A 4,090-nucleotide genomic window follows, 5' to 3' on the forward strand; every position below is an offset into this window, starting at 1 on the left:
CCTGTGGAGGGTTCGAAACGCGCAAGTTATTTCATTTCGACTCCCTACCAGAGAAACGCACTCCCAGCAGGGCGCTCGCCCGAACTAATGTTCGGGCGAGTCGAACGTCTGTCGATGGCAGCGTACGGCGCGTGACAGGGCCGAGCTGCTCCCCGAGCTAGCCAAGTCCCTCACCGCCGTCGGCGTCGACTCCCGCATAACAGCGGCCCCGTATCACCCCCTTGGGGAGGATCGCGGATCGGTGTGTCGACCCCCGTCGCCCGGTCGGCACGATCGTGACCGTCATCAGACAGTCGACGACCGCGCGACAACGCGACAGGTCTAGCGCCATCCGGGCCTGCCCAACCTGTCCGCCGAGCCCCACGAGACCGGCTGGCTAGGCCGGCACAGGTCCCACGCCGGTCGTCAGGCTCGCAAGCTTGGCGACGTTCTCCCCGACCGTGTCGTCGTTGCGGGGGACGTAGTGCGCGTCGAAGGCGATCTTCCGGCCGTTTTCCAGGTAGTAGCGCAGGAAGGCTGCGGTCGCCGGCCGGCGCAGGGCGTCCGTGCGGGCGTAGACGAACAGCGGCTTGCACAGCGGCAGGTAGACGCCGGTGCCGACCGACACGGCGTTCGGCGCCACGCACCCGTCACCATTGTTGATTTCGACGCCGCGCAGCTTGGTGCCGAAGGTCTCGTAGGTGGGGAAGTCGAGGTAGCCGATGGCCGAGCGGTCGGCGGCCACGTCGTTGGCGACCCCACTGAGATCGGCCTGCCGGTAGTCGCGGGACCGGTCGCTGGCGTTACTGATCGTGGCGTTGAACACCTGCGCCTGCACTGAGCCGCGCGGCGGCCCGACAAACGTGATCGGCTCGTCCGGGAACGACGGGTCGATCTGGCTCCACCGGGTGACGGCGGAACCGGCCCCCCACACCTGCTTGACCTGCCGCAGGGTCAGACAGTGCAGCCAGGTGTTCTGCGGGTTGACCACGATCGGCAGGGTGTGGTACGCCACCTCGAACCCGACGACCTTCTTCTCGCAGTCGGGGTTCTTGACGAATCCGGGATTGAGTTCGAACGAGGCGCCGGCGATGTCGGCCTTGCCGCTGCACAGCGCGGCGAAACCGTCCTCGGTCGTCGTGGGCTCGATGCTGACGGTGACGTTGCGCTGCACCTGACGGAACTCGTTGTAGACGGTCTCGGTAATCGGGGCGACCTCCGAGGATCCCGCCACCCGGACGAGGTTCACGGCGGAGGCGGGTGGCCCGGTCGGGCCGGTGGCGGATGGGGCCGGCGACGCGGTGACCGCCGGGGCGGCCACCGCGTCCGCCCCGGAGTCACGGCCGGTCAGCACCACGGCGAAGGTCGCCCCGAGGGCCAAGAAGAGGACCACGACAATGGCGGCGACGACCGTGGCCCGCCGGGACCCGAAGATTCCCCGGCTGTCCCCGGCGGAGGCACCGTGCGGGCCGCCCGCACCGCCCGTCGAGAGGTCCGAGGGCAGGTCGAGCTTCCCCGGCGGCCCGAGCAGAACGTGGTCCCGATCGGCGCCCACCGGCATGAGGCCGGGCGGGATCCGGTGACCGGGCGTGTCGGACGGGCCCGGGCCGTCGGCGGCGATCCCCGGCGGTGGGGGATCCGCCGCGCCACCCGAGGAGATCACCGTGTCGTCCCCGGCGCCCGAGCCGTGCAGCGCGGAGCCGTCCGGGCCGCTGAGCACCGTCGCCGCGACCGTCACGCCGTCCGCCTCCGGCACGCCTCGGACCCCGGCCGGACCCACTGTGCCCGCGAACCCCCTCGGCCCGGACAGCCCCCTCGGCCCGGACAGGAAGGGCGGCCGCGAGACCAGGTCCGCGGCGTCCGGCGGCCGGATCACCGCGGTGACGTCGGAGGGCTCCTGGGCGGAAGGTTCCTCGGCGTCACCGGCATCGCCCGACGCGCCGGAACCGCCGGCGGCCACCGCCCCGACGGCTCCGAAAGCTCCGGGCACACCCGGAACACCGACCGCGCCGAGAACACCCGGAACACCTGGAACACCGGGTGCGCTCCCGGCACCGACGGCGCCGAACCGGTCAGCGAGGTCGGCGGCGAGCAGCGCCGCGCCCATCGCCACATCCGCGTCCGAACCGTGGTCGATCCGGCCGATCCCGCTGAAGGTCTCCCGCAGCCGGCGGGCCACCAACGGAAGGTGGGAGATCCCGCCGGACAACAGGATCCGGGACAGCTCGGCGGAGGTCACCGGCACCGAGCGGAGCGCCCGGCGGAAGGTCATGATCGTGTCATCGACGATCGGGCCGATGAGAGTCTCCAGCTCCGCCCGGCTCAGCGTGACGAAGGTATCGACTCCGGGAAGGGAGACCGGAACGTCGACCTCGTCCTCACCGGAAAGGATCTCCTTCGCCTGCGCGCACTCCCGCCGCAGCCTGCCGAGCGCGGTCCGGATCATCGGGTCGGAACGGTCAAGCGCCGCACGCTCGACACTCGCGCCGGTCAGCACCCGGTCGACCAGGAGCTCGTCGAGCTCGAGGCCGGCGCCGTGGCGCAGACCCGCGGCCAAGCCGAGCAGCTGGAACCCGAACGGCGAGAAGGACAGGATCCCCGTGTCGAGGAAGCCGGCGCCGAAGTCGTACCATCCGACCAACTCAACGGTCTGGGTCGAGGAGCCGTGAGACAGCAGGGTTCCGATCGCGTCGGCGGCCGGGAACGCCGCGACGGGCACCGTGACATCGGAGAGCTGGCTCACGGCGTCCGCGAACACCTCGCGCCGGGCCGCCGACCAGAACGTCGGGAACGTCACGACGACCTGGTCCGGCTCCGACCCGAGCTGCTCGGTGGCGGCCGTGACGACGTAGGTCACCAACCGGGCGATCAGTCCCTCCCGGCTGTAGGCGGCACCCCCGAGCAGAACGGGACCGCTGTCCCCGAGCCGGCGCAGGAGGTCGGTCGCGGCACGCTCGGGGTCGACCAGCGACCGGCGGTCCGCCGCGCGGGCGAACTGCAGGCCACCGGCCGGGGCGGCGTAGACCACCGACGGCAGGCGACGCTGGCCGCTCAGTTCGAGCACGCGGGGCCAGCCTCCGTCCGCCACCCCGACGATCGTGTTCGCGGATCCGAGGTCGATACCCAGCTGATAGCTCACCGCGTCTCCCGAAACCTACGCGATCATCACGGCGACCGGAGCCACGGTACTCCGCTCGGCCGCCGGAGATCCTTCCACTCCCGTTACCACGATCATCGTGGACGTTTGACCAGGCAATATTTGTGTCCGAGAGCGGACAAAATATTTCCGGCTCCCGTTGAGCCGGTGAGCAGGTCACTGAGTCGCCGAACGGTGCCGGACGGTGCCGGGCCCCGGCCCGACCGGCCTGCCGCGGGTCCGACGGTGCCATGACGCTGGGCCCGCCAGGACCGGCCGATGCGCCGTGCCGGACACCTCGCGTCCGGAACTCCATGATCCAGCATCCTGTGATCGCGGCACCCTGTGATCGTCAACACCTCCTACCCGGATAGGCGAGGACACCGAGCAGGACACGGCGGGGTGGAGCCCTGGATCCGGCGGCTCTCGGGGATCTCCGACCAGCCGAGATCTACTCCTTACCCGGGGGCCGGCGAGGCCGGTCCCAATCAGGTCGGCAGATGCCGGACGAACATGCCGACCAGAATCTTCCCATCGGTCCGGGAGTCGCCGGGGAAGAAGTGAATACGATTCCGATGCGGTTCGAGTTTTGAATGCCATTCACACCGGACGGAGAAACCCCGGAATATGACGTCACGTCTGCGCATCAGAGTAGCAGATCCCCGAGTCCTACCCTCGATACTGACGGCTATCCCCAGGCGCGCGGAAATCTGCGCGGAGGAACCATTCTCGGCAATGAACAAATCGGAAAACCGATCATTTAATGCGGCAAGATGAAGAACAGCAGTATCTCTCAGGGAGTAGCCGCCATCAAATTTTCGAAAGGTTAGGCCGTCGGCGAAAAGGAGTCGAGGAAAAGCTTTCTCCGCGTGCACGAAGAAAATCTCCTCGGCTATGTCCTCCAGCTTGAAGAGAGACCGGTAGAAGAACCTGAGATGCTCGTCCCCGTCGATGAAGACCAACGTGGCGCCGTCC

The 4,090-nt window shown here is 69.0% G+C and carries 1 protein-coding gene and 1 pseudogene; both read right to left on the reverse strand.

Annotated features, from left to right (window positions below; translation table 11 throughout):
• Positions 1 to 376: 376 nt before the first annotated feature.
• The gene (locus ACY5KJ_RS10090; protein WP_462203249.1) at positions 377 to 3,118 is read right to left on the reverse strand and encodes an Hsp70 family protein; all 2,742 of its coding nucleotides are present in this window, start codon (positions 3,116 to 3,118) and stop codon (positions 377 to 379) included.
• A 485-nt stretch (positions 3,119 to 3,603) separates the two neighbouring features.
• A pseudogene (locus ACY5KJ_RS10095) lies at positions 3,604 to 4,090 on the reverse strand (hypothetical protein); the annotation flags it as partial.

It is taken from the genome of Frankia sp. CcWB3 (genome assembly GCF_977927595.1).